General features: G+C 40.6%; 26 protein-coding genes, 1 pseudogene and 3 riboswitches. Of the genes and pseudogenes, 19 read left to right on the forward strand and 8 right to left on the reverse strand.

All coding sequences use genetic code 11. From position 1 onward, the window contains the following. Positions 1 to 5: 5 nt before the first annotated feature. The 4 genes and pseudogenes from NSS80_RS06630 (at position 6) to NSS80_RS06645 (ending at position 3,837) form a co-directional block, all read left to right on the forward strand. On the forward strand, positions 6 to 620 hold the full coding sequence (locus tag NSS80_RS06630) for a DedA family protein (protein WP_025092317.1): 615 nt from the start codon (positions 6 to 8) through the stop codon (positions 618 to 620). Positions 621 to 697: 77 nt separating this feature from the next. Further along, positions 698 to 804: riboswitch (yybP-ykoY riboswitch) on the forward strand. Then, positions 800 to 1,691 (forward strand): annotated as a pseudogene (locus NSS80_RS06635) (TerC family protein). Its footprint overlaps the riboswitch before it by 5 nt. Before the next feature lie 215 nt (positions 1,692 to 1,906). Next, positions 1,907 to 2,662 carry an RNA polymerase sigma factor SigI gene (sigI, locus tag NSS80_RS06640; RefSeq protein WP_003210952.1) on the forward strand — a complete coding sequence of 252 codons (756 nt, stop codon included), beginning with the start codon at positions 1,907 to 1,909 and terminating at the stop codon, positions 2,660 to 2,662. After that, positions 2,659 to 3,837, forward strand: a complete 1,179-nt coding sequence (locus NSS80_RS06645; RefSeq protein WP_317222074.1) for an anti-sigma factor domain-containing protein — start codon at positions 2,659 to 2,661, stop codon at positions 3,835 to 3,837. The genes sigI and NSS80_RS06645 overlap by 4 nt, the downstream gene beginning before the upstream one ends. Before the next feature lie 36 nt (positions 3,838 to 3,873). Here NSS80_RS06645 and NSS80_RS06650 read toward each other — a convergent pair whose 3' ends face one another. After that, positions 3,874 to 4,071 (reverse strand): alpha/beta-type small acid-soluble spore protein, encoded by a 198-nt coding sequence (locus NSS80_RS06650; RefSeq protein WP_034281522.1) that lies wholly within the window; start codon positions 4,069 to 4,071, stop codon positions 3,874 to 3,876. A 123-nt stretch (positions 4,072 to 4,194) separates the two neighbouring features. Beyond that, positions 4,195 to 4,911, reverse strand: a complete 717-nt coding sequence (locus NSS80_RS06655) for a DUF1836 domain-containing protein (RefSeq protein WP_025092320.1) — start codon at positions 4,909 to 4,911, stop codon at positions 4,195 to 4,197. Positions 4,912 to 5,189: 278 nt separating this feature from the next. Between NSS80_RS06655 and htpX the strand changes: the two genes are divergently transcribed. The 5 genes from htpX (at position 5,190) to NSS80_RS06680 (ending at position 8,730) form a co-directional block, all read left to right on the forward strand. Beyond that, on the forward strand, positions 5,190 to 6,089 hold the full coding sequence (gene htpX / locus NSS80_RS06660; protein ID WP_041116432.1) for a protease HtpX: 900 nt from the start codon (positions 5,190 to 5,192) through the stop codon (positions 6,087 to 6,089). Between the two features lie 144 nt (positions 6,090 to 6,233). After that, positions 6,234 to 7,580 (forward strand): TrkH family potassium uptake protein, encoded by a 1,347-nt coding sequence (locus NSS80_RS06665; RefSeq protein ID WP_317222073.1) that lies wholly within the window; start codon positions 6,234 to 6,236, stop codon positions 7,578 to 7,580. A gap of 294 nt (positions 7,581 to 7,874) precedes the next feature. Continuing rightward, the gene (locus tag NSS80_RS06670) at positions 7,875 to 8,393 is read left to right on the forward strand and encodes a YetF domain-containing protein (RefSeq protein ID WP_024424666.1); all 519 of its coding nucleotides are present in this window, start codon (positions 7,875 to 7,877) and stop codon (positions 8,391 to 8,393) included. Positions 8,394 to 8,399: 6 nt separating this feature from the next. Further along, complete coding sequence (locus NSS80_RS06675; RefSeq protein ID WP_087975542.1) at positions 8,400 to 8,564, forward strand: hypothetical protein; 165 nt, start codon at positions 8,400 to 8,402, stop codon at positions 8,562 to 8,564. Continuing rightward, positions 8,557 to 8,730 (forward strand): hypothetical protein, encoded by a 174-nt coding sequence (locus NSS80_RS06680; protein ID WP_170825835.1) that lies wholly within the window; start codon positions 8,557 to 8,559, stop codon positions 8,728 to 8,730. The genes NSS80_RS06675 and NSS80_RS06680 overlap by 8 nt, the downstream gene beginning before the upstream one ends. Before the next feature lie 27 nt (positions 8,731 to 8,757). Here NSS80_RS06680 and NSS80_RS06685 read toward each other — a convergent pair whose 3' ends face one another. Continuing rightward, positions 8,758 to 9,777 carry an acyltransferase family protein gene (locus NSS80_RS06685; protein WP_041116436.1) on the reverse strand — a complete coding sequence of 340 codons (1,020 nt, stop codon included), beginning with the start codon at positions 9,775 to 9,777 and terminating at the stop codon, positions 8,758 to 8,760. 293 nt (positions 9,778 to 10,070) lie between these two features. Between NSS80_RS06685 and NSS80_RS06690 the strand changes: the two genes are divergently transcribed. From NSS80_RS06690 to NSS80_RS06700, 3 genes are all read left to right on the forward strand, one after another. Further along, complete coding sequence (locus NSS80_RS06690; RefSeq protein WP_034281528.1) at positions 10,071 to 12,281, forward strand: PAS domain-containing sensor histidine kinase; 2,211 nt, start codon at positions 10,071 to 10,073, stop codon at positions 12,279 to 12,281. A 1-nt stretch (position 12,282) separates the two neighbouring features. Beyond that, positions 12,283 to 12,774 (forward strand): methylated-DNA--[protein]-cysteine S-methyltransferase, encoded by a 492-nt coding sequence (locus NSS80_RS06695; RefSeq protein WP_317222072.1) that lies wholly within the window; start codon positions 12,283 to 12,285, stop codon positions 12,772 to 12,774. Positions 12,775 to 12,863: 89 nt separating this feature from the next. Continuing rightward, the gene (locus NSS80_RS06700) at positions 12,864 to 13,001 is read left to right on the forward strand and encodes a hypothetical protein (RefSeq protein WP_162860203.1); all 138 of its coding nucleotides are present in this window, start codon (positions 12,864 to 12,866) and stop codon (positions 12,999 to 13,001) included. A gap of 24 nt (positions 13,002 to 13,025) precedes the next feature. On the opposite strand, the gene mtnA is transcribed toward NSS80_RS06700, so the two are convergent. Continuing rightward, on the reverse strand, positions 13,026 to 14,087 hold the full coding sequence (gene mtnA, locus NSS80_RS06705; protein ID WP_317222071.1) for an S-methyl-5-thioribose-1-phosphate isomerase: 1,062 nt from the start codon (positions 14,085 to 14,087) through the stop codon (positions 13,026 to 13,028). Between the two features lie 6 nt (positions 14,088 to 14,093). Then, positions 14,094 to 15,287 (reverse strand): S-methyl-5-thioribose kinase, encoded by a 1,194-nt coding sequence (gene mtnK, locus NSS80_RS06710; RefSeq protein ID WP_041116443.1) that lies wholly within the window; start codon positions 15,285 to 15,287, stop codon positions 14,094 to 14,096. A gap of 79 nt (positions 15,288 to 15,366) precedes the next feature. Continuing rightward, a riboswitch (SAM riboswitch) is annotated at positions 15,367 to 15,526 on the reverse strand. Between the two features lie 163 nt (positions 15,527 to 15,689). Between mtnK and NSS80_RS06715 the strand changes: the two genes are divergently transcribed. The 6 genes from NSS80_RS06715 (at position 15,690) to NSS80_RS06740 (ending at position 20,736) form a co-directional block, all read left to right on the forward strand. Beyond that, positions 15,690 to 16,880 carry a pyridoxal phosphate-dependent aminotransferase gene (locus NSS80_RS06715; RefSeq protein WP_317222070.1) on the forward strand — a complete coding sequence of 397 codons (1,191 nt, stop codon included), beginning with the start codon at positions 15,690 to 15,692 and terminating at the stop codon, positions 16,878 to 16,880. 44 nt (positions 16,881 to 16,924) lie between these two features. Continuing rightward, positions 16,925 to 17,026: riboswitch (SAM riboswitch) on the forward strand. A 72-nt stretch (positions 17,027 to 17,098) separates the two neighbouring features. Beyond that, on the forward strand, positions 17,099 to 18,349 hold the full coding sequence (gene mtnW, locus NSS80_RS06720) for a 2,3-diketo-5-methylthiopentyl-1-phosphate enolase (protein ID WP_284383085.1): 1,251 nt from the start codon (positions 17,099 to 17,101) through the stop codon (positions 18,347 to 18,349). Then, on the forward strand, positions 18,349 to 19,044 hold the full coding sequence (locus tag NSS80_RS06725; protein ID WP_317222069.1) for a 2-hydroxy-3-keto-5-methylthiopentenyl-1-phosphate phosphatase: 696 nt from the start codon (positions 18,349 to 18,351) through the stop codon (positions 19,042 to 19,044). Before mtnW ends, NSS80_RS06725 begins: the two co-directional genes overlap by 1 nt. Next, complete coding sequence (locus NSS80_RS06730; RefSeq protein ID WP_034281536.1) at positions 19,008 to 19,646, forward strand: methylthioribulose 1-phosphate dehydratase; 639 nt, start codon at positions 19,008 to 19,010, stop codon at positions 19,644 to 19,646. Before NSS80_RS06725 ends, NSS80_RS06730 begins: the two co-directional genes overlap by 37 nt. A gap of 16 nt (positions 19,647 to 19,662) precedes the next feature. Beyond that, positions 19,663 to 20,193 carry a cupin domain-containing protein gene (locus tag NSS80_RS06735; RefSeq protein ID WP_034281537.1) on the forward strand — a complete coding sequence of 177 codons (531 nt, stop codon included), beginning with the start codon at positions 19,663 to 19,665 and terminating at the stop codon, positions 20,191 to 20,193. Between the two features lie 300 nt (positions 20,194 to 20,493). Then, the gene (locus tag NSS80_RS06740) at positions 20,494 to 20,736 is read left to right on the forward strand and encodes an aspartyl-phosphate phosphatase Spo0E family protein (RefSeq protein ID WP_024424676.1); all 243 of its coding nucleotides are present in this window, start codon (positions 20,494 to 20,496) and stop codon (positions 20,734 to 20,736) included. A gap of 46 nt (positions 20,737 to 20,782) precedes the next feature. Here the strand turns inward: NSS80_RS06740 and NSS80_RS06745 are convergent, their stop codons facing one another. Next, positions 20,783 to 22,288 carry an ATP-binding protein gene (locus NSS80_RS06745; protein ID WP_034281538.1) on the reverse strand — a complete coding sequence of 502 codons (1,506 nt, stop codon included), beginning with the start codon at positions 22,286 to 22,288 and terminating at the stop codon, positions 20,783 to 20,785. A 204-nt stretch (positions 22,289 to 22,492) separates the two neighbouring features. On the opposite strand from NSS80_RS06745, the gene NSS80_RS06750 reads away from it, so the two are divergent. After that, positions 22,493 to 22,948 carry a MarR family transcriptional regulator gene (locus tag NSS80_RS06750; RefSeq protein WP_034281539.1) on the forward strand — a complete coding sequence of 152 codons (456 nt, stop codon included), beginning with the start codon at positions 22,493 to 22,495 and terminating at the stop codon, positions 22,946 to 22,948. A 193-nt stretch (positions 22,949 to 23,141) separates the two neighbouring features. On the opposite strand, the gene motB is transcribed toward NSS80_RS06750, so the two are convergent. Next, on the reverse strand, positions 23,142 to 23,912 hold the full coding sequence (gene motB, locus NSS80_RS06755; RefSeq protein ID WP_034281540.1) for a flagellar motor protein MotB: 771 nt from the start codon (positions 23,910 to 23,912) through the stop codon (positions 23,142 to 23,144). Next, positions 23,905 to 24,699 (reverse strand): flagellar motor stator protein MotA, encoded by a 795-nt coding sequence (gene motA / locus NSS80_RS06760; RefSeq protein ID WP_024424680.1) that lies wholly within the window; start codon positions 24,697 to 24,699, stop codon positions 23,905 to 23,907. Before motA ends, motB begins: the two co-directional genes overlap by 8 nt. Positions 24,700 to 25,032 lie beyond the last annotated feature (333 nt).

Below are 25,032 nucleotides of genomic sequence, written 5' to 3' on the forward strand. Positions count from 1 at the left end.
AGGGATTGATAAACATCGAAGATTTTATTATTTCTTTAGCTGATGCCTTTAAGAACTTGTCATACTTTGGCATCTTCCTCGCATTATGCATTGAATTTGTACCTGCTGAAGTGGTTTTGCCTCTTGCGGGTTACTGGGTCTCAGAAGGGGACATGGCTTTTATCGGTGTTGTGGCGGCCGGCTCCATTGGCGGCGTGGCTGGTCCTTTGACCTTGTACTGGTTAGGACGTTACGGCGGCAGACCCTTTTTAAATAAATATGGAAAGTACTTTTTTATAAAACCTGAGTCGCTTGATAAATCGGATGCTTTCTTTGAAAAGCATGGCGGATTCGTCGCATTCAGCGGCCGGTTCATACCAGGAGTCAGAACGCTGATCTCCATCCCGTGCGGTATTGCCAAGATGAATGTGTGGGTCTTTTGCTTGTATACGTTTTTGGCAATTACACCAATTACGTTTGTGTATGTGTATCTTGGGTTTATGCTTGGGGAGAATTGGAAAGAGGTTGGCGCCATGATAGATCCTTATCTTTTACCAATTGGGATCGGTGTTGTGTTATTGTTTGTTGTCTACCTATTGATAAAACGAAGAAAAAGAAAAACAGAAACGCCAACTGCCTAATCAATGGATTGAACAGAAAGTCAGCTGTTGACAATCCAGTGTCTATTGATTATGATATAAGTAATCTAAATATTCTAAATCCCGCCAAAGGGGAGTAGCGTCCGGTTTTTACCGGAAACAAAGTCGTCATTACATGGACTGATGTTCATCGGCTTTGTTGGCATGATTCTACATATCACATGTCTAGCAAGACCTTTGCCATTACAGGCAAAGGTCTTTTTTGCATTCATAAGCCTTTGTCTGTTGTGGGACAATAGATAAAAACAAGGAGGAATGATGATGGATGCAGCCATTATTTTAGAGTACGGGTGGGTTCTGCTCGTACTGATTGGATTAGAAGGGATTTTAGCAGCTGATAACGCGCTGGTCATGGCCGTGATGGTCAAACACCTTCCTGAAAAACAAAGAAAAAAGGCACTGTTTTACGGACTTGCAGGAGCATTTATTATGCGATTTGGTTCTCTGTTTCTTATTTCGTTTTTAGTGGATGTGTGGCAAGTTCAAGCCATTGGTGCCATTTATCTTCTTTATATTTCCATTCACCATATTTTAAAATCGCACGTATTTAAGAAAAAGGAAACAGATACAAACATGAAACAAAGCGGCTTCTGGGCAACAGTCGTGAAAGTAGAGCTTGCCGACATTGCTTTTGCTGTAGATTCCATTTTAGCGGCAGTCGCTTTAGCTGTGACACTGCCAAAAACAAGTCTTCCGCAAATCGGTGGACTCGATGGCGGTCAATTTATTGTTATTCTATTAGGCGGTATCATTGGTCTTGTTATTATGCGATTTGCAGCAACGGTCTTTGTGAAACTGCTCAAAACAAGACCGAGCCTAGAAACAGCAGCATTTGTCATTGTCGGATGGGTGGGTGTGAAGCTCACGCTTTATACACTGTCACATCCAGCCATCGGGGTCGTATCGTCTCATTTTATCCATTCAGCATTATGGAAAGTCATTTTCTGGACAGTGCTTCTCGCAATTGCAGCATTTGGCTGGTTTTTATCAAGTCCATCAAGAAAAGGCGGGCAGGAAAACGAGGAGAAACAAGAGGCACGCTTGGGAGAGTAGGTTTTTTGAAAGAAATATCATTTCATTTTCATAACACGTATATTACAAATAAGGGGGAGATACCCCCTTATTTCTTTGCTTTTAGACGAAACATTGTAAAGTAGATGGTGACATACATGTCATAATTGAGTAACAGGAAATGAATTCCTCATTTCTTCCTTTGCGCTTCCCTCATAAATTAGCTATCATAAATGAGTAATATAGGGAGAACTGAGGTGAAACCATTGCTTAGCCTTTTGTTTAAAAAAGGAAAGAAAAAGCAAACATTAGAGCAGTCGGCTATCAGTATTCAACAAGGTGATATCGAACTGCAAAATGCATTAATAGAGCAATACAAACCATTTGTCGCTAAGACGGTTTCATCCGTTTGTAAACGATATATAGATGAAAAAGATGATGAATTCAGCATAGGCTTAATAGCCTTTAATGAAGCGATAGAAAAATACTCTGCCGAAAAAGGAAACTCACTGCTTGCTTTCGCAGAATTAATTATTAAAAGAAAAGTGATTGACTATATTCGAAAAGAAGCAAGAAATGCGCCAACGGTTCAAATGGACCTGCAAGAAAGTGAGAATGGCGAATACTCTCAAAGCATGATTGAAGCAGAGCTCTCTGCAAATGAATATAGGCGTTTAATTGAACAAGAACATAGAAGAGAAGAGATTGAACATTTTAAAGAACGATTGAAAGTTTACGGTCTCACGTTTCAAGAGCTGCTTGAGCATTCACCAAAGCATGCAGATGCCAGGCAAAATGCCATTAAAGTAGCCCATACACTCGTTGAACACGATGAGCTGAGAACCATTTTATTTCAGAAAAAACAATTGCCTGTCAAACAGCTGGAAAAGCTAGTGGAAGTCAGCCGCAAAACGATTGAGAGAAATAGAAAATATATCATTGCGATGGCGATCATTATGACAGGTGACTATGTGTATTTGAAAGATTACCTTAAAGGGGTGCTTAATTCATGAGAAGAGGCATTATAGTAGAGAAAAACAAAAAATATGTCACGCTGCTGACCCCTGATGGACAATTTCTGCGGACAAAATATGAAGAGCAAAACTATGAAATCGGCCAAGAAGTGACATTTCCGAATGAATCACGTCTCGAAAGAAAAAGAGCCGGTTTTTTTGACCTGCTTCGTTTACGTCCGTTAAATGCAGGAATCCTATCAATAGCAGCGATTATTGTCGTAATTTTTACTATGATGCCATCTTTCTCAAGTCAAAAAGCATATGCGTATATGACAATTGACATTAATCCAAGCTTTGAGCTGAAGCTTGATCACAATTATCAAGTGATCGGTGTCACACCGCTGAATCAAGATGCAAAGCAAGTACTGGCGAGTATGAAGGATTTAGAAAAAAACGACATGACCAAAGTCGTGCAGGAAATTATAGATGACTGTGACAAAAAAGGATATGTGAACAATTCTAAAAGTATTTATATTTCAACCGTTTATGAAAACAAGCAGGACAATACATATAAAACAAACGTAAAAAGCAAAATTAACACCATTTCTGGTGAATATCAAAAACGCAATTATAAGCTGGAAACTGTGGAAAGTGACCTGGAAACAAGAGAAAAAGCTCAAAAGGCAGGCATTTCAACAGGAACATATATTAGAAATCAAGAAATGCAAAATAAAGAACATGAAGACATCAAAAAGGATGAAGACGCAGCAGAGAACGATGCTGTGAAGGAAGAAGATCCTAAGAAACATGAAGAAGAACAAGCAGATAAAGACAATCAAGAAGACGTAAAGACAGACGATAGCGAAGAGATGCAGCCAGATCAAGAGGCTCCTGAAGCTGAGCACAAAGAGCAGAAGGAGGCAGAGAGGGAAGAGCAAGGATCTGTTCAAAAGCCTCAAAAACCTGATAATGAAAGCAAAGACAACAACATAAAGGAAGAAAAGGATCATTCTTTCGATAAAGAGCAAAAAAAAAATCACTCAACTGATCCTGATGAAAGAAGACACTGGAACGGTACATCACGTGGTGATGCAGAAAAACACGCAAAAAAAAACGGCAGGGATCAGAACAATCCATCCGCTGAACAAAAAAGAGAACATGTGAAGCAAAAAGGGAAAGGTGCACCGTTTCCTTATCGCGAGAACCGGCATGAGCACACATATCAACAATAAAAAAACGCCAGAATAGCTCCGGCGTATTTCACCATGTCATGATTTAGATTGATTACCCATTTGTGATTGAGCCTGTTGAACGAGTCTTTTTGTGATTTCACCGCCAACAGAACCGTTTGCACGTGAAACTGTATCTGAACCGAGAGTGACGCCAAATTCTTGAGCGATCTCGTATTTAAATTGATCTAAAGCTTGTTCTACTCCAGGAACAAGAAGTTGATTTCGATTTGCCATGTTCGTATTCCTCCTTTCACCTCATGTTTGTTGCGCCTTCTTATTTTGAAAAAAAAGCCGTACAATTATGCTGGCAATTGCTGTACAAAAAACCGAGATGATGAAGGTCACCTCGGTTCTTATTTAACCCTTATTCAGCTGCAGCGTATTATACATCATTTCTTGAGCTGTACTTTGCAAATGAGAAGTAAATACAGAGAAGACGGTAGAACTGATAATCCCTTTAATCAAATTCCATTGGCTCTTCGTCAATTCTGTAAACTCGTCATGGAGCTTGTCTGTCTGCTCCTCGGTTATTTCTCGTAAATTTGTTTCCTTTAATGGAAATTGTGTATGGTGATAAATAAAATCAAGGACGTGCGCATATGCTTCATAAAAACGGATTGGACTAATAATATCATCTGTTCGATCTGTGATGGTGTTAAATAAGGCAGATAAGATCATACGTATGGTATCGAAGTCAAAAACTGATTTTAAATCCCTGACAATTAATAAAATAACGACCTGATCAATAGAGTACTTTTTGCCAAGCTCTGGATGGCCAATCATATCTTTAATATCACGTTTGATCCAATTTTGGATCGCCGTCGATTTAAGAGAAGTCAGCTCACACAAGTTGCCAAGCTCAACAATTTCATTTGTAGAAAGACCATGCTCTGATTTTTGCTTCCGCCGTTCAAGCTTCTCAAAAAAAGACGGGATCTTTAATTCATCATAGTCATGATCCTTGCCATTTTTTACAGATAGTTTCAAAAGCTGAAGCGGAGTCAGATCTCCCTCTCCTTTTAGAGAATACAGAAGTCTTGTCATGTCAATTCTCGTTAATTTAAAAGTAACCATGTTCCACCTCATTTGTACGTCAAAACGTGATTATTGATCTAATTCAACATCATAGTCTCTTTTTGATGAAAATGCAAAATAAACTCAAAATCAGACCTGTGCGTCACAATTTGTTCACTTTTCTGCTGGGGCAAATGTCGTAAATATTGATGTGACGGGGCTTTAGCCGTTATGATAAACAAAGAAAGTGATTCCTTTTTCCTTGCAATTTGAGACGTTTATTTTTATAATTTTATTAATAAGTTCATTTGAACTTAATATGACAGCGGAGGTTATGTATGGGTAAGAGAATATTTCTGTTTATATTAACGAACATTCTTGTTATCACTACGATTGGTATTGTACTGTCGGTTATTAGTGCAGCAACTGGTGTTGGTTCTTATATAGGAGCAGACGGAAGACTTAATATCCTTTATCTTCTTGTATTCAGTGCAGTTGTTGGTTTTGTTGGCTCGTTTATGTCACTTGCAATGTCTCGCTGGATGGCAAAAATGATGATGGGTGTGCGCGTGTTAAATCCAGAAAAGGATTCTTTAACATATGATGAGCAGCAGCTAGTTGACCGCGTGCACAGACTTTCAAGAGCAGCAGGCCTCTCTAAAATGCCTGAGGTTGGTATTTATCAATCATCTGAAGTAAATGCTTTTGCAACAGGTCCTTCTAAGAGAAGATCACTTGTTGCGGTATCAACTGGATTGCTTCAGGAAATGGATGATGCAGCAGTTGAAGGTGTAATCGCCCACGAAGTCGCTCACGTTGCAAATGGTGACATGGTGACCATGACACTGCTTCAAGGAATCGTCAACACGTTTGTTGTGTTCCTTTCAAGAATTGCGGCATGGATCGCTAGCCGTTTCGTTTCACGAGAAGAGCTTGTGCCGATTGTTCATTTTATCGCTGTGATTGTTTTCCAAATCATTTTCTCTATCCTAGGAAGCCTTGTCGTGTTTGCATATTCTAGACACCGTGAATTCCATGCAGACCGCGGCGGAGCCGACCTTGCAGGTAAAGATAAAATGATTCATGCGCTTCGTTCACTTGAGGCGTACACGTCAAGAATCAAAGATGATGATCAAACAGCAGTCGCTACACTTAAAATCAGTGGTAAACGAAAAGCTTCTCTTTTCTCAACACACCCTGATTTAAACGAAAGAATCAGAAGACTAGAAGCAAAATAAGAAAGAGGAAAAAGACATTCTTTAACAGGATGTCTTTTCTTTTTGATGAAAAAGAAAATAAAGCATAAAATAGCTTTAAAATCATGTCTCTTTTCATTAAAATGATAAAGGTATTCGAAAAGATAGATAAAAGAAGGAATGACAATGAATCCTATAAAAAAGCTAATTGACCGGCTGTCAGCTTTTCAGTTGATTGCCCTTTATTATTTTCTTGCTGTGACCGTGTCGTTTATTCTTCTCAGCCTGCCAGTGGCTCATCAAAAGGGAGTCAAATGGACATTCATTGATGCCTTGTTTACAGCGGTGAGTGCTGTAAGTGTTACAGGACTGACTGTTGTCGACACCTCACAAACATTTAGTGTGGCAGGGATGTGGATCCTTGCATTTGTTCTGCAAATCGGAGGCATCGGCATTATGACGCTCGGTACCTTCGTATGGCTAGTTATGCGAAAAAGAATTGGAATTAAAGAAAGAAAGCTTATCATGGCAGATCAAAACCAAAGCAATTTATCTGGAATTGTGAAACTAATGAAGCAGGTCTTATATTTAATTTTGCTGATTGAGTTTGTCGGCGGGCTGATTTTAAGCATGTATTTTCTCAAGTATTACGATGTGCAAGGCGCTTTCTTACATGGCTTCTTCTCAAGTATTAGTGCGACAACCAATGGGGGCTTCGATATTACAGGGAGTTCTCTTATTCCTTACAAAGATGATTATTTCGTCCAGTTTATTACGATGCTGCTGATCATCTTTGGAGCGATTGGTTTTCCTGTGCTCGTGGAAGTGAAGGATTATTTGTTCAATCAGGACCGAAAGCACGCATCATTCTCATTGTTTACAAAAATCACAACGCTCACGTTCGGCGGCCTTGTCGTTGTTGGAGCGATTGGAATATATGCACTTGAAGCCGGGTTTAGCTTTGTAGGGAAAAGCTGGCACGAAATCTTGTTCTATTCTTTGTTTCAATCGACTGCAACAAGAAGCGGGGGGCTGACAACGTTAGATATTACGCAGCTGACGGAACCGACGCTTTTATTTTTATGTATGCTCATGTTTATCGGGGCTTCCCCAAGCTCTGTGGGGGGCGGCATTCGGACAACTACGTTTGCTCTTAATTTACTCGCCTTGTTTCATTTTGCTAGAGGTAATAAGTCCATTAAAATCTTCAAGAGAGAGCTTCATCAAGCGGATATTAATAAATCCCTTATGGTAACCATGATGGCCTTTATTTTGGTCTTTGGCGCTACGTTCCTGTTATCCTTAACAGAGCATAATACACTTCTTGAAAATTTATTTGAAGTCTGCTCTGCTTTCGGAACAACGGGGCTGTCGCTTGGGATCACCTCAGATCTCACTGTGTTTGGTAAATGTATCATCATGGTGGTCATGTTTATTGGCCGGATCGGTATTCCAAGCTTTTTATATTTAATAGGCCGAAGAGAAAGCGAAGCAAATTATCATTATCCGAAAGAGCGCGTCATTATTGGCTAAACAGCATTCAATTTGAATGCTGTCAGCGTGTAAACAAACCCTCGCATTCGCCCGCAGTTCTGCGCTCCGGTACTCACGAATGTCAAATTCGCTCCGTTCCGGTGCTCGTCCTTCCTAGACTTCAAAGGTTTTTTATCACGCTGAAATGAAAACAAAGGGCCAAAATGATCTTCATTTTGGCCCTTTGTCAACATCTTACAGCATTCAATTCGAATGCTGTTTTTTTATTTCCATTATCTAACTGGCTAAATCACATGGGATGTTCGCAATCTATAGGTAAGAGGTGAACGAGACGTGCTGGATGTGTTATGGAAAGCAATTGTCATGCTGCTAGTTGGTACCTTGCTGCTGAGAATAGCAGGGCCTAAATCGATTAGTCAATTAACTGTACAACAAACAGTCATCATGATTTCAATCGGATCGATTATTATCCAACCCTTTATTGAGCATAATTTACTTGAAACCATTTATGCAGCTACCATCTTTATTGTGGCACTTGTCATTATGGAGAAGCTGTCGATTCAATCGGATTTTTTTGAAAAATTGCTTTCAGGCAAATCGGTCGTGATTTTACAAGATGGCGAAATGCTTGATCATAAGCTGAAGAAAACAAGGCTCACAAGGGATCAATTTAAAATGCGTTTAAAGCAGCAAGGCATCACTGACATCAGCTGTCTCAAAAAAGCCACGCTAGAAGCCAATGGACAAATTGGCTATGAGTTAAAACCTGAGGAAAAGCCAGTGACGGTCAAGCAAATGAAAGAACTCCTTGACCAATTAAGAGAAGAACTAAACCTGTCAAAAAAGGACTGAATTCAGATGAAAAGAAAAGCAGCGAAAAATGAAGCATTAACAAATAATATGACGCCGACAGAAAGTATGGCACATGATCAAGGACAAACTCAATTTGACGAACAATCAAGAGATCGTCAGGCAAACCGAAATTCTCATAAAGGGAAACAAGGGGGAGCATCTCGTGACTAAGAAGCATATGAAGAGCAAAGAGATGAAGGACCATAAAAAGCCAATGGACCCAGATATTTTAGAAGAGGAATTTGGCAGTGAGCTTGGAGATATTAACAGCAGCAAATGGATTGATACATTGGTGAAGCCAAAGAAAGATGATGCATGTCAGCAGAATAAGAAATAGAAAAAACGATCCATGAAGGATCGTTTTTTATTTGATATAACTGCCTTGCCTGCCGGTGATCGTTCGCATGAGATTGGTCATTTTGAGCTCGATCACTGGCTGTGCAACGGTTTTGACAAAAGTGCTAGACAGGGTAAAGGTTAACAGAATGGTCAGCAGCAATAAAATGAGTACACTTGCTGCATTTAGCGCCCAGTCATCAAACCAAGTGGTTCTTAGCAGCTTGATCACAAAGCCGTGTAATAAATAAACATATAACGTTCTTGTTCCCCATTTTGTAAAGAAGAAACGGCGTGTTGGAACTAATGCAAAGAAGCTGAAAGTAGCGCCAAATGCAAGCAAATACCATGCCATTCGTTTCATCGCCGCAATCATTCCTTCATCCCCAAGAGAAGCATACGACTTTGAGCCAAATAAGAAGGAATAATCAAATTCATAGAAGTAGCAAAACAGGAACACAGCCATTAATACAAAAAGTGCTGCCAGCTTTCCTTTGCTTGTACGGATGAATTCAAAATGCTGCTTTTTTAAATAGAATCCAGCTAAAAACATAGGCAAAAAGACAAACGTACGTGATAAGCTGAGTGTATCGCTGATGCTGTCCACATAACCGACGAGTAAAGCAATCGATAAACTGACGATCATCGCCCAGTGAAACGGCAGTTTTGAAAAAGGAATGAGCAGCAAATTCCAAAAGAATAAACTAATTAAAAACCATAAGGACCATTGTGGATCAATTGGATTTAAATTGGCCATGCTTTGATCCTGCAAGAGATAATAGTAAACCGAATAGATCACCTGAAAGATTAAATATGGGATGATCAGCTTAACGGCGACTTTTTTCATAAAGCCCGGTTTTCTAAACCCTTTTGCAAAAAAGCCAGAAACTAAAATAAAGGCGGGCATGTGAAAGGTATAAATAAACTTGTATAAATAGAGCATCCAGTCATTATCATGAATGAATGATCGTAACAAATGACCAAAAACAACTAGAAAAATCAGAAGGAATTTCGCATTATCAAAATAACTATCTCGTGAAGATGCCATAACATCACCTTTCCTGCTCGATTTCAAACATAAATGTTCTAAGTGCACTGTTCCCTTATTTGCCTCATTCTAAAATACATTTTCGCTCAATTCGCTATTTGAAGTGAAATTGTAGAATGGTTGTAAAAGAAGCGTAAGAAAAGTGAACCGTTATACAATCCTGTCATCCAAATGAAATAAATGAGACAGTCTTCGTGTAAAAAGTTATCTTTTTTTATGAGTCGAATGAAGGAACAATGAAAATATTGTAGAAATATTGTAGAGGAATGAGGCTGGAAAAGGAGTGTAAGAGAATGACTGAAACGCTCGATGGCAATAGGTTAACCCCTGCGGGAGATATCAGAAAATTAGAAAAAGAGAACGAATATTTGCGAACTGAGTTAATGCAGCAAAAAATGCTATTAAATAAGACGCTAGATGCCATTTTTATATTTGATCAGCACCTCAACATCATCCAAGCCAACGAAGCAACATGCAGGCTTGTCCAGACACCGAAAGAAGACCTCCTCAATAAATCCGTTCTAGATTTCCTATACGGCATCCCGAAAGATAAAATTGAATGCTCACTCGATCTATTTTTTCGAAAAGGTACGTTAAAAAGAGAGATCTCCATTCAGCTGGAAAATGGTGAGACAAAATACATTGAATTTGTCGCAGAGCACGATACCATGAGTCAGCAATATATTGTGGTCATGCGAGATATTTCTTCAAAGAAAATATTAGAACGAGAACGCTCCATGAATGAGCAGCTGTTCAAAGATTTGTTTGACCGAGCCATTGACGGGATGGTCATTTTTGATCAGGATGGCTGCATGATTGATGCGAATCATTCTTTTTGTCAGAGCTTTGAGCTGCAAAAGACTGATTTAACTGATCGCTATTTACATGAATTTGTCGAAGAAGAAAATCTTCCCGCCTTGCAGCATCTTTTAACGTCACTTAAAGAAACAGGGAAAGCAAAAGGGGAGCTTCCTGTTACCCTTCAATCTGGCCAGCAAAAATTATTTGAACTCACCATTACATCAAATGTGATGAGTGGTTTTTATATGTCCATCATGCGGGATATTACAGAAAAAAGACTGATGGAAGAGAAGCTGTTAAAAAGTGAAGAACGCTTTAGAGAAATTTTTGAAAATGCAATGGATGCCATCATCATATGGGCGGACGATGGAGAGATTGTGAAAGCCAATGAATCAGCCTGCCGAATTTTTGAATTACCGATGCACTCGCTGATTGGCAAAAAACTCACCGACTTTCTTGTCAAATCTGATAAGAGATATAGACCAACAAGAAGACGCTATATCCGGAATGATGAAATAAGGGAAGAGCTGTTGTTCAAAATGGCTAATGGACAGTATAAAGAGCTTGAGTTTACTTCAAAGCATGCGGTATTAGAAGGACAGCACTTAACCATTTTACGTAATGTAAGTGATCGAAAAAGAATGGAGCAGGAGCTGCGCGAAAGTGAGCTCAAATTCCGTAAAGTCTTTAATGGCTCAATGGACGGCATTGTTCTTTTTGATAATCAATACCGAATCATTGAAGTCAATCCATCTGCCAGCGAGCTGCTTCAATTGAAGGACGATCATTTAACAGAAATGAATCTTTTCCACATCCTTGCCCCTTATCAAATAGAAAATTTGGCTCAGCCCGCCGAGGCGATGTCATTAGATGAAATGGATAATGAGGTTCCGTTTGTACTGAACCATCCAGATCAGCGTATCCTGGAATTCTCTTTTAAACGCAACATTATCCATAATATGAATTTGGCGATCTTTAGAGATGTGACAGAGCGGAAGGAATTAGAAGAGCGGGTGAGAAAATCAGATACCCTTCATGTGGTCGGAGAGCTTGCCGCTGGAATTGCTCATGAAATTAGAAACCCGATGACAGCATTAAAAGGCTTCATTCAGCTGTTAAAAGGAAATATAGAAGGGGAATATTCGCTCTATTTTAATGTCATCACATCAGAGCTGAAAAGGATTGAATCCATCATCACCGAATTTTTGATTTTAGCGAAACCGCAAGCCATTGTATATGAAGAAAAAAATGTGGTGCAAATTGTGAAAGACACGATGGATCTTCTGCACGCACAGGCGAATCTTGGCAATGTTCAAATGCATCTCAATGTGCTGGATGAGATTCCGCTCATTTATTGTGAACAAAACCAATTAAAGCAGGTCTTTATTAACATTTTAAAAAATGCAATTGAAGTCATGCCGCGCAAAGGAAATGTCTATGTGAGCATTCAGCGGAAGGGCGAGGAGCATATTGTCATTTCACTGCGTGATGAAGGCTGCGGAATGGCAGAGGATAAGCTAAAGCGTCTAGGCGAGCCTTTTTATACAACGAAAGAAAGAGGAACTGGACTTGGCTTAATGGTTAGTTATAAAATTATTGAAGAGCATCAAGGAACCATTGAGGTAGAAAGTGAGGAAGGCGTAGGAACCGTCTTCCATCTCACGCTGCCACTTAGGCAGCAGAAACAAGAAGGAGAGCAGTAACGTGTATTATACCGTCTATCACGCACCCATCGGGGAATTATACATACTAGAAAAGGACGGTGTCATCATCGAGGTGATGTTTGATGATGAACCGTTTTTAGCAAAAAAGCAGGCAGCGAATCTAAAGCAAGCAGATACGCCTGTCTTACAAGAAGCGAAAAAGCAGCTAGATGAATATTTCAAAGGTGAGCGGCAAGTATTCGATCTCCCGCTCAAGCAAACTGGTTCTCCGTTCCAAGAGCAGGTGTGGGGAGCATTGTCGGCCATACCATATGGTGAATCAAAAAGCTATGCAGACATTGCAGAAGCGATTGGCAATCCAAAGGCTGTAAGAGCCATCGGACAAGCTAACAGACGAAATGCATTACCTATTTTTATCCCGTGTCACAGGGTGATTGGAAAAGACCGGACTCTGACGGGCTATGCAGGATCGAAAACAGACATGAAAGCGGTCCTGCTTGAATTAGAAGGCATCCCATTTGTTCAAAAATAAATCGATTGACCTGTTCCAAATATTTGTCAAGCGACATATCCTTTTATTAAGCTAAAAAAGTTGGTTGAGGGAAAAAGGAGGGCGCTGGCATGTTTTGGGGCAAAAAAGGCAAAATGTATGCCGTGACGTCACTATGTGTCAAAATGAACGTTTTGACAGAAGAACAAAAAAAAGAAATCTTAACAAAAACGAATCAAGAAACAAAAAAGCGCGGTGCTCTTAAATGACAAGAACACGGCGCTTTTTTGCGATCATTGAGAGATGCTTTCGGCGAAAAGAGCATCAATCTCTTCTGCATAGTTCGATGTGATAATTCCCTTTTCTGTAATGATGCCTGAAATAAGATGATGAGGAGTGACATCAAAGGCGGGATTGAATACCTGAACATCAGGCGGTGCAATGGGGACGCCGTTTAATTCCTTTACTTCCAGCGGGTCGCGCTCTTCAATTGGAATATCTGACCCGTCGCGGGTGGATACATCAAAGGTTGAAAGCGGTGCTGCTACAAAAAACGGAATGTTAAAATGCTTGGCTAGAACGGCAAGACCTAACGTTCCAATCTTATTCGCTGTATCTCCATTACGGGCGATACGGTCAGCTCCAACAATGACAGCAGAAATTTGCTTTTCCTTCATCGCATGGGCTGCCATGTTATCTGTAATGAGCGTCACATCCACGCCGCCTTGCATGAGCTCCCATGTTGTCAGACGAGCGCCTTGAAGAACAGGGCGTGTTTCACATGCATAAATGTGAAGATCAAGATTTTTCTTTTTGGCTAAATAAAAGGGAGCAAGGGCTGTTCCATACCGGCTCGTTGCGATGGAGCCTGCATTACAAATGGTCATGATACGGTCACCTGATTTAAAGAGCTGAAGTGCATTTTGACCGATTTGTCTGCATGTTTCTTCATCTTCTATTTGAATTTGAATGGCTTCATGCACAAGGTCTGTTTTGGCTGCATTCACTGATGCTGCACGCTGAATGCGCTGCAGCAGCCGGTCTAATGCCCAGGCGAGGTTCACAGCGGTTGGACGAGCACTGTTTAAATATTCTTTGATTCGAATGACTTCTTTTTTAAAAACATCCAATTCTTCTGTTTCAATTGCTTGTGCACTAAGCGCCAGCCCAAAAGCTGCTGTAATGCCAATCGCAGGCGCTCCGCGTACTTTTAATGACACAATCGCATCATACACATCTTCTTTCGTATATAAATGCTCAAATACGGTTTCGGTTGGTAATTTTTGCTGATTTAAAATGTGAATACGGTTTTCTTCCCATTCGACAGAACGGGGGACTTCAAATTCTTTTGACAAAACCCGTCACTCCTTTACAGATGGCTGGAATAATGCGACGAGGTCAGACGCTGTTTCCACTGCATGATATTGTTTGATAAATGTTTTTCCAAGTGTCAGTGCTGCTTTTTTCTGCTGAATCCGTCTAGTTGGTGATGGAATTGCATCAAGGTCAGCGGCATGAGCAAGACCAATTGTTCGGCGGACAAGCTCACAGCCGGCAAAGCCTGTTGCTTCTTTTAAAATCCGGTCAAAGGTTGTTTCTAAAAAGCTGTCCGATACACTAAACGCTTCAATGCTGTCCTCTTTCCAAGCTTTTGTGAACACTTCTTTGAATGTTGCCCATACATTGACGACATGGTTAAAAAGGTGCTGCTGCTCGTGTTCATTCTCGCGAGATAAAGCATTCAGGAACAGATTGGCGATAAAGTGGCCGATATCGAATCCGAAGGGACCGTAAAACGCGAATTCTGGATCAATGATTTTCGTTTCAGTTTCATTTGCAAAAATACTGCCTGTATGAAGATCTCCATGAACCAATGTTTCAGCTGATGTCAGGAAGATACGCTTTAATTCTGCTGCCCTAGCTTGCACTTCAAGATCTGCCCAAAGCGCTTCTGCTGATTCTCTTAATTCTTCTTCGAAGTCATTTGTTTCACTATCGAAGAAAGGGTCTGTGAAGACGAGTTTTTCTGTAATATCACACAGGTCAGGGTTCGTAAATTGCTTCACAAATTGTTTTTTGATTTTAGGATTTGTAGCAAAGTCAGATGTGTAAAAAAGTGTTTTTCCTAAAAATTCTCCAACATGATCAGATAAATGCGGATATTGTTTTCCGGCAATTAGCCCTTTTCTGACGATTTCTAAGTGGGAGAGATCCTCCATGGCTGTCACTGCAAGAGCTGTATCTGAATAATAGACTGCTGGTACAAGGTGAGGCGCATATTCTGACTGCTTGATCAGGGCGGCACTTTCAATTCTTGCCCGGTCTAATGTAAGCGGCCAGCTCTCCCCTACCACCTTTGCATAAGGCAGCGCCTGCTTGATGATCAATCCTTTTTCTTGTTTGTGATCATAAATATGAAAGACGTAATTTAAATTCCCGTCACCGATTTCAGTACATGTCAAATGACTGCTTTCTTGGATCAAGCCAAGTCTAATTGCGAGTGCAACTGCCGAGCTTTCTGTTAGTTCTTCATATGATGCCGTAAGTGTAACCAATTGCTTCCCCTCCAAATCATATAAAAAAGCCTCTTTCTCCTGAGAGAAAGAGGCTTGATGGTGTGTATGCCCAAAGCCTCTCTTATCTCTCAGCACATACGTCTGATGGAATTAGCACCGTGCCCTATAAGACAATTGTCTTGGCGCGTTACTTGCTGCGCCCCACTTCACAGTGGTATTAACGGTCGGTTGCTGTTGGGGTCAAAAGGCCAAATCCCTCGCCCAACTCTCGATAAGAGAAATCAATATGTAATTGTTTCGTGTCTGATTGCATTTCTTAATTCAAGATATTATCAGAGCTGCGCTTTACATGTCAATCTTTTTTCAAAATTGCTTTACAATTCATAAAACAATCCATTACAGTGATTGTATTGTCACGTAACTTGAATAGAAGGTGAAGAAATGGAATTCCAGCAATCAGATGTGTTGAAACAATTACCGAAACAATTTTTTGCGTCCCTTGTCCAAAAGGTGCAGAAAAAAGTGCAGGAAGGGGCAGATATCATTAATTTGGGGCAGGGTAATCCTGATCAGCCAACTCCTCCGCACATTGTAAAAGCCATGCAGGAAGCGGTAGCAAAACCTGAAAATCATCAATACTCCTCATTCCGTGGAACAGCGAAATTAAAAAAGGCTGCTGCCGCTTTTTATGAAAGAGAATATGGGGTCGCACTTGATCCAAAAACGGAAATTGCGATTTTATTTGGCGGGAAAGCAGGGCTTGTTGAGCTGCCGCAATGTCTGCTGAATCCGGGTGATACGCTTCTTGTCCCTGATCCTGGTTATCCTGATTATTGGTCAGGCGCTGTGCTTGCTGGAGCGCATATGGTAACCATGCCACTTCTTGAAAAAAATGATTTTTTACCTGACTACGATTTGCTGCCTGAAGATGATAAGAAAAAGGCAAAATTAATGTATTTAAATTACCCCAACAATCCGACAGGGGCTACGGCAAGCCGTGCATTTTTTGAAGAAACCGTTACGTTTGCGAAAGATCACGAGCTATGTGTAGTCCATGATTTTGCATATGGCGGCATTGGATTTGATGGAGAAAAGCCGCTCAGCTTTCTGCAAGTAGAGGGAGCGAAAGAGACGGGAATAGAAATTTACACATTATCTAAAACGTACAATATGGCAGGGTGGAGAGTAGGATTTGCAGCCGGAAATTCATCTGTTATTGAAGCAATTGAGCTTTATCAGGATCATCTGTTTGTCTCGCTGTTTAAAGCCACTCAAGATGCAGCAGCGGAAGCGCTATTAAGCGATCAAACGTGCGTGCAGGTGCAAAATGATCGATATGAGAAAAGGCGGAATGTGTGGATGGCTGCCTGCAAAGAAATTGGCTGGGAAGTCAGTGCACCAAAGGGTTCATTTTTTGCTTGGTTAAAGGTGCCGGAAGGATATACATCTGAAGCCTTTTCTGACTTATTATTAGAGAAGGCACATGTTGTTGTTGCGCCAGGCAATGGCTTTGGTGCTCACGGTGAAGGGTACGTGAGAGTAGGGCTTCTAACAAGTGAGGAGCGGTTACAAGAAGCCGCTCAGCGCATCGCTGCTTTGAAGCTGTTTGAAAAAAAGCCATTGACAACATAAAAAAATGGTGCGATAATTCAGGCAATATTTAAGAAAATTGAATATTCTTATCAAGAGTAGGCAGAGGGACTAGCCCAATGAAGCCCGGCAACCGACTTCCATGAAGCACGGTGCTAATTCTTGCAGCAAGCGCTGAGAGATAAGATTCGGATGAATGACACGAAACAACCTCTTTAAGGCGCTCATGAAGCACTTGAAGAGGTTTTTTTATTGAACATATGCATGACGCAATCGAAAGGGGATTCCTAGTGAGTGAATTACTGGCAACATACGTATTAACACATCGAGAGGATGAACAAATAAATCGAAAAGCGGAGCAGATCGCGCTTGGTTTAACAGTTGGATCATGGACGGATTTGCCGCAGCTCAAAAAGGAGCAGCTTCAAAAGCATAAAGGCCGAGTTGAAAAAGTATTAGAAAAGGCTGTTCCAGCCGAAAATGGCCTTTATCAATCAGAGGTGACCATTGCTTATCCTGAGGCAAACTTTTCAGCTGATTTACCAGCTGTTTTTACGACGATTTTTGGAAAGCTTTCACTAGACGGAAAAGTGAAGCTAGTCGATATCCAATTTTCTGAAGAATTTAAAAAAAGCCTGCCAGGACCTGTATTTGGAATTGATGGCATACGAAAAAAGGTAAATGTGTTTGACCGTCCATTATTGATGAGTATTTTTAAAGGCGTCATCGGCCGTGATATGCAGGATTTAAAAGAGCAGCTCCGTTTACAGGCATTGGGCGGGGTTGACTTCATCAAAGACGATGAAATTTTATTCGAAAGTCCATTAGCTCCTTTTGAAGAGCGAATCAAAGAAGGAAAAGCGATTTTAAAAGAAACCTATGAAGAAACAGGACACCGCACACTGTATGCTGTCAATTTAACGGGCAGAACCTTTGACCTGAAGGATCGAGCGAGAAAGGCCGCTGAACTTGGGGCAGATGCGCTCTTATTCAATGTCTTTGCATACGGCCTTGATGTCATGCAAAGCCTAGCTGAGGACCCAGACATTCCACTGCCGATTATGGCGCATCCCGCTGTGAGTGGTGCTTTGACATCCTCTCCTGAATATGGATTCTCGCATTCTCTTCTTTTAGGCAAATTAAATCGATATGCTGGCGCTGATTTGAGCCTCTTTCCCTCACCTTATGGATCGGTTGCACTTCCGAAAAAAGATGCCTTTGGAATCTATGAAGCTTGCGTGAAAGAGGATACGGTTCAAAAAACATTCCCTGTCCCGTCAGCAGGCATTCATCCAGGAATGGTTCCAGTATTGATCAAAGATTTTGGAATTGATCATGTGATAAATGCAGGTGGAGGCATTCACGGACATCCGCGGGGAGCCATTGGCGGAGGGAAGGCATTTCGTTCGATCATTGATGCAGTGATTCACGAAGAGTCCATCCGAGATAAGGCGGCTTCCTGCCAAGACTTAAAAGCGGCACTTGATCTTTGGGGAAGGGTAGCAGAATAATGAAAAAACCAATTGTATGCTGTGATTTTGATGGAACAATTACAAAAAATGATAATATCATCCGCATCATGAAACAGTTTGCACCAAGTGAATGGACGAAGCTGAAGGATGGTGTCCTGTCAAAGGAAATCACCATTCAAGAAGGCGTCGGGCAGATGTTTCAATTACTGACAAGTGATCAGAAGGATGCCATTCAATCATTTATTTTAGAGGATACAGAGATTCGAGAAGGATTTAAGCAATTTGTCGATGAGGTAAAAAAAGCAGATATTCCTTTCTATGTACTTAGCGGGGGGATGGACTTTTTTGTCTACCCCATCCTCGAAGGCATTGTCGATCGAGACGATATTTATTGCAACCATGCATCATTTGTGGAAGACCATATTCAGATTGAATGGCCGCATGCCTGCGATACGCAATGTCAAAATGGCTGCGGATGCTGCAAGCCCTCAATCATTCGAAAGCTGACTCATGAGGATGACTTCATCATCATGATCGGAGATTCAGTGACTGATGTGGAGGCGGCGAAGCATGCGGATCTTACGTTTGCGCGCGACTACTTGCTCAATGAATGTCAAGAGCTCGGGCTCGTACACAAGGAATATGACACATTTATTGATCTACAAGCGCAATTTGTTCAAATAAAGGAAGTGAAGGAATGGCAGACGCAAAGAGCAAACGCTGGCAGGAGCTAGCAGACGTTAAACGTGAACTGGCTCAAAGAGATTGGTTTTTCGGAACAAGCGGTAATTTATCGATCAAGGTGTCGGATGATCCAATCACGTTTTTGGTGACGGCAAGCGGCAAAGATAAACGAAAAGAAACAAACGAAGATTTTGTGCTAGTAAATGCGGCAGGCCAGCCCCATGATCCGAACGAGCCGCTTAGACCATCAGCTGAAACACTGCTTCACACGTACGTATATGAACGGACGAAAGCAGGCTGCTGCCTCCATGTCCATACAATCGATAATAATGTGATGTCAGAGCTGTATGGGGATAAGGGAGAGATTCGTTTTAAAGGCAACGAAATCATCAAAGCGCTTGGTTATTGGGAAGAGGATGCAGAAGTGTCGATTCCGATTATTGAAAATCCAGCTCATATTCCGCAGCTTGCAGAGCAATTTGCCAAACATCTGACACTAGAGGCGTCATCTGGTGCTGTACTCATTCGCAATCATGGTATTACAGTCTGGGGAAAAACAGCCTTTGAAGCAAAACGAGTATTAGAAGCATATGAATTTTTATTTAGCTATCACTTAAAATTAGCGCTTTATCAACAGCAGCTTGTAAGATAAAAAGGAGGAAAAACACATGGCGACGATTTTGATTCATAATGAAGAGAACACATTACTTGAAAGCGAGCAAGAGGTAGCATCATATTTGGAAAACCAAGGGGTCATTTATGAGCATTGGGATATTGAAAAGCTGCCAAACCGTTTATCAGAAAAGTATGATTTAACCGATGAGGAAAAGGAAGAGATTTTGACTGTTTTCCAAAAGGAAATCCAAAGTATTTCTGAAAAAAGAGGGTACAAAGCGCAGGATGTCATTTCATTATCTGATGCCACGCCAAATCTTGATGAGCTGCTCCAAAACTTTAAACGTGAGCATCACCATACAGATGACGAAGTACGCTTTATTGTGAGCGGGCACGGAATCTTTGCTATTCAAGGCAAGGATGGCGTCTTTTTTGATGTGAGATTGAATCCAGGTGATTTAATTTCTGTTCCGCCAAACATTCGTCATTACTTTACACTTCAAGAGGATCGCAAAGTGGTCGCAGTTCGCATATTTGTCACAACTGAGGGCTGGGTGCCGATTTACGAGGAAGAAACGGTTTAATGATAGAGCTGATCATTCCGCATGAGGCGGAAGATCAGCTTTTTTTTAGGAGATTAGACATAAAATGAGAAAGAAAATAGTTGATTTTGATCTTCTGCATAGGATAAAATTCTGTTTAATCAATGTGTCAGTCCTGTCCAAATTTGAAGTTTACCCCCAAATTTGATTGGGTAAAAGGTCTTTAGGCTGTAAAAAATTAAATAAAATAAGCATATTTAATTTAATTTACAAATAAAGTATAATTTTGGTGTCGGATCATTTTGAGCATAGACAGTCGAAATCATTGCGGGAGCTGAGATCATGAATATTTACGTAAGGAAAGAACAATTGCTGATGTCCATTGATGAGAAGAGAAAACAAATGGTAGAAGCTGCTCAAGTGGAAGGTTACACTGGTGAGAAGACAATTAAATATAGTCAAGAACTGGACAACCTGATGAATGAGTATCAGCATCTTCTTTTTCATGAGAAACAATCTGCCCCCTCCTTTCATGATCTTGTGTCTCAAATGAGTCTTTTATCTGTGAACCGCCCCTCTTATTGACATGAAAAACCGGTCTTGCATAAGCAAAACCGGCTGACATCTTCAGTTATGCTGAGTGAGCAGAAGGAAGCATGATCATAACAGTCGTTCCTTTATTCACTTCGCTATGAATATCAATTGTTCCGCCATACATCGAAATGATTCGTTTACACACGACAAGCCCAAGACCTGTGCCTTTTTCCTTCGATGTAATAAAGGGGAGGAAGATGTGCTTTAACATCTCTTCTGGTATGCCTTCACCTGTATCCTCTACTTTAATGATGACATGTTCTTTTTCAGCTTCGATCACAATCTTCAAATGACCGCCGTTTGGCATCGCTTCTAAAGAGTTCTTTGCTACATTTAAAACAACTTGTTTAATATGATCCTTTGTGCAATACACGCCGACATCTTGAATCGTATTGATTTGCAAATCCACTTCGACATTATAAAGATTTGCCTCAGAGAAAACGATCGGCATGATCTCACTTACAATTTCTTTTACAGAGTTATTCTGCCATTTTTCTGCCGTTGGTTTTCCTAATACAAGAAATTCACTGACGATTTGGTTGATCCGTTTAATTTCTTCCTCGATGACAGAAAAATAGAGCTGATCTTCTTCTGAATGATACTTCTTTTGCAATAGCTGGATAAATCCGCTAATCCCTGTTAATGGGTTGCGAATTTCGTGTGCTGTACTTGCTGCGAGTGTTCCGATCAATTCAAGCTTTTGCGCTTCATTTTGATGACGCTCCTGCTGAGTTTGCCGCCTTAACACGATATATTGGACGAGTGTGAATAAAATATTTAATAAAATAAACGCACTGGATAAAGGGATGAGCATCACAGACAGCACTTCACTTGTTGAAGCACGCTGCGGAAAGACCTCCAGCTTCCAGCTGTTTTCATCTAAATATGTAGACACGGTGCTGCCGCCCTCGGGTACTGGCTGTGGACCGCTTGTAAAGACCACATGTCCATTTTGATTCAGCATCTTAAAATGAAGATCAGGGTTCAATACATTCATAATATTTCTTAAATAATCAATTTGAATGGCGGCAATCAGTACATTGGTGACCTCTTCGTTTTCATCGAGAACAGGCACACAAATGGAGAGAATCCGCTGTTTTGTAATTCGGCTCACATAGTTGTCTGTGATCACGGTCTGCTTGGTCACTTGAATGCGTTTAAAGTAATCTCTGAATGATAGGTTAATTTTTTCCTTTAACGGGGTGGTGCTTGCTGTTACATTTCCTTTTTTGTCTAGGAGATACAGACCTGAAAAACGAGGTTCTTGTTTATAGATTTTCTCTAGGATGTTTTGTACTTTTTTCGTCTCAAGCGGCTGGTCAAATCCCATGGCGAGGGAAGTTAATCTCGCTTCTGTTTCACTTATTAAATAATTCATTTGATTTTTGTGAATATTTAACATAAGTGTAGCGGTTTGTTTGTTCTTTAAATCGATTTTTTCAGTTTCTTTTTCGTAGATAAAATAACTAATGATTAGGGTTGGAAGCATGACCAAAATAAGGTAAAGCCTGATCTTCTTCCAAAACCCTTTCAGTATACTCATCATTCATCGCTCCAACGTATTACCTAATAGACTTATTATAGCATTGAACCTATCTTTATTACGATGACTTGTGTGATTTTTAAAAAATTAGGTGATTCGTTCTGGTCTCATTTTCGTGCTAAAGATGGATCAAAATGTTGACATTTTACTTATTGTTTATTAATGTCACATTAGTGGGTTGCATTTCATAAAGGATGATAAAAAATGGAAAATCATAATGTTGAAAAATCATTGAAACTATTTATTGTATTATCACGTGCCTATCGCTCAATTAATCATCACATGAACAAACATATTGTGAAGCACGGGCTGAATCCAACTGAATTTGCTGTGCTAGAATTGCTGTATCATAAAGGTGATCAGCCGCTTCAGCAAATCGGTGATAAGATTTTACTTGCAAGCGGCAGCATCACGTATGTGGTTGATAAATTGGAGAAGAAAGAACTCCTCAGCCGCAAGGCTTGTGCAGAAGACCGCAGGGTGACATTTGCGCATATTACCAAGCAGGGACGAGCTTTGCTTGATGACATCTTCCCAGATCATGCGAAAGAAATTCATGAGATGATCAGTGTCCTCAGTGAAGAAGAGAAAGATGCCTGCATCGATATGCTCAAACATGTAGGGCTGCGTGCAAAGCATTTATATGATCATCAAGAATAAATAAAAAGGAAGCCGCTGGCTTCCTTTTCAGCGCGCAGGCAATCCCTCGCATTCAGTTGTCAGTCCTGCGTGCCGGTGCTCGTTCCTAGACTGCAAAGGTATTCTATCACGCTGAAAAGAAGACAAAGGGCTAAAATAGAGATCATTTTAGCCCTTTGTCAACAATCTGTAAAGAAGCCGCTGGCTTCTTTTTTTATTTCGCTTTTTTCTCAATCGGTAAAATGAGTACTTCTACACGCCGGTTTTTACTTCTGCCTTCTGCTGTATCGTTCGAGGCAATCGGTTTGAATTCGCCGTATCCTTTTGTACTAAAGTTCTCTTGGTTTAGATTGCTGTTTTCAAGAAGAATATTTAAAAAGTTCACAGCGCGAATGGCGCTTAAATACCAGTTTGATTCAAATTCTGAATTTCTGATCGGTACATTATCTGTATGTCCGCTAATGACAATGTCACGAGCAGGATTAATGACGAGCAGTTTTGAGATTTCTTTTGCTAACGGGACATCCTGAGGGCGAATAACTGCCCGTCCAGAGTCAAAGAAGATACTATCCTCAATCGTAATGAGAAGACCTTCATCCGTAAGCTTTGTTTCGAGCTTTGAACCAAGTTTTTTATTTGCAATGAATGAATCGACTTGCTTTTTGACCTTTGTGAGAACCGCTTGGTCCCTAGCCTTTGCTTTGGCTTCTTCATCTTTCTCTTCCTCGGCTGCTTTCTTGACTTGGTTGCTGTTTTCAGTTTCTTCCGTGCTTTGCATGCTGGATTGATCCATAACACCAGTACCGCCAGTAAAAACTACATTAAAAGACTTAGCCATCTGTTCATATTTTGCCGCATCAATTGAACTAGATGCAAAGAGCACAATGAAGAGGGCGAGAAGAAGCGTTAGTAGATCGGCATAAGGGATAAGCCAAGATTCATCTACATGGTCTTCATGATCATGGTTTTTACGTTTCCTAGCCATTTTGATTTTCTCCTTCTTCAATGACAAGATTTGCACGTTCTTTTGCTGGTAAGTACATAAGAAGTTTTTGTTCAATGACTTTTGGAGATTGACCTTCAAGAACAGAAAGAATACCTTCGATCATAATCAGACGAAGCTTTACTTCTTCCTTTGATTTACGCTTCAGCTTGTTGGCAAATGGATGCCATAACACATATCCGGTAAAAATCCCAAGCAGTGTGGCGACAAAGGCAGCACTGATCGCATGTCCAAGTGCTTCAATATCTCCCATGTTGGCAAGTGCGGCAATAAGTCCGACAACGGCGCCAAGTACCCCTAGCGTCGGAGCGTATGTACCAGCTTGTGTAAAGATTAATGCACCTGACTGATGTCGTTCAGACATGGCGTCAACTTCTTCTGTTAAGACGTCTCGAATAAATTCAGCACTTTGACCGTCAACTGCCATGCTTAACCCGTTCTTTAGAAAATCATCATCGACTTCCTCAAGACTTGCTTCTAATGCCAAAAGACCTTCACGACGCGCAATTTGTGCCCAGTTTGAAAATAGAGGGATCATTTCTTGAATCGTTGGAAGCTGGCTGTCTTTGAAAATTTTGCCGAACAATTTTGGTGTTTTCTTAATTTCACTAGAAGGGAATGCGATGACAACAGCTGCAACCGTCCCAACAATGATGATTAATATAGCCGCCGGGTTGAGAAGAGCAGTTAGACTCACACCTTTCAAAACCATACCGACACCTAGTGCAATAAATGCTAAAATAATACCAATTAACGATGTTTTGTCCATTATCTCACCAAATCCTTTAACTATCTTTTTCTATAGTTAATATCGGTGTGTTCCAGAAGGGTTTTAGTCAGAATATAAAATTAAGACACTTTCTGTGAAGAATTTTTGACGAAAGCGCTTTCTATCTGCATAAAAAGAAAACTCCCTCTCATATAAAGGGAGTCTCCATTTAATCGTTTTGAGCTGGTTCATCTAAATGAAGCAGCTCTTTTAATTTTTCTTCATACATGATTTTAACAAGATCGTAGCTCCAATTCATCATGTGATCCACCTCTTTTTCTTTTATCGTAAAGGAAAAGAGGCGGGGGAGCGTCGTCGTTCAGATGGAACTTA

This window comes from Bacillus sp. FSL M8-0350 (genome assembly GCF_038593345.1).
Taxonomy (GTDB): domain Bacteria; phylum Bacillota; class Bacilli; order Bacillales; family Bacillaceae; genus Bacillus; species Bacillus safensis.